This window comes from Gilliamella sp. B3023 (genome assembly GCF_026536845.1).
Classification (GTDB): domain Bacteria; phylum Pseudomonadota; class Gammaproteobacteria; order Enterobacterales; family Orbaceae; genus Gilliamella; species Gilliamella apicola_E.
Map to the genome: position 1 here is coordinate 1 of NZ_JAFNNH010000063.1, position 917 is coordinate 917.

The window sequence follows — 917 nt, forward strand, 5'->3', positions numbered from 1 at the left end:
GGCAGATTGTTTTTTTCGTGGTCTTTTTCCTTCCTTTTTCGGGTCACGCATTGACATCACAGACAACAGCAAATCAGATACAGGGTACTCCGCCTTATCTGACTTTCGACGGTGGTCGTACACGTGCGGTCGATGCTAACGGTCTACTTGGGATTACTTTATCTGACGGAACTAAATATACACCTTCAACTAATACTTCATCATCTACAACTCCAATCTCCTTGCCCGTTGTGGGTCAGAGTTTTGCGGATATAAGTATGTTCGTTCCTACTGATACAAATTCAGTCGCTTTGAGTTCTCTTATCGGCCCTCCTAATAATTATTGGGGTGATGATGATGGAGATTCTGGCGTTAGTGCTACAGGTTCTTTAAGTTTATCTATCGTCGATAAAAACAATCAAGTTGTATCACGTAATTCCGTGCTAACAATTTGTAATTCTCCTTATAAAGTTACGTTATCCAGTACTAACGGTACATTATCAACTCGTTACGGATTTCCTAATCGTAGTACTTTTAATGCCAGTAATGTGACTTATTACGTTAATCCTAAGGTTGAGCCTGTGGTTTGTTTTGTCAGACCAGGTAGTTTGTCCTCGTGGCTTGAAAATTCGCCTTCAATGTGGGACAGTTCTAATGGTTTTTTCACTCAAGAAACAGACCCGTCACGTTACGCTCAAAACTTTCCTACAACTGGCGGTAATGGATTGTACTTTGATTTACTCATTAATGGTGTAAGTCAGCCATTGTCTTGGTCTCCTGTTTCTCTGGGTGGTATCACAGTCACAATGTCTAATCCTACTGCTACAAGCGTACGCGTTACTTTAACTGGTCCTTATGCTACTCAATCCCAGATTAATTCATCCAGTCCTATTCCTATTTCTAAACCTACTTTGCCTCAGACCTTCGAGTTGGTCGGT

At 41.2% G+C, this 917-nt stretch carries 1 protein-coding gene; it reads left to right on the forward strand.

The window, feature by feature from the left end; genetic code table 11:
• Window positions 1–50: 50 nt before the first annotated feature.
• On the forward strand, window positions 51–917 hold an 867-nt coding region (locus J3U16_RS11970; RefSeq protein ID WP_267343202.1), incomplete at its 3' end, for a hypothetical protein.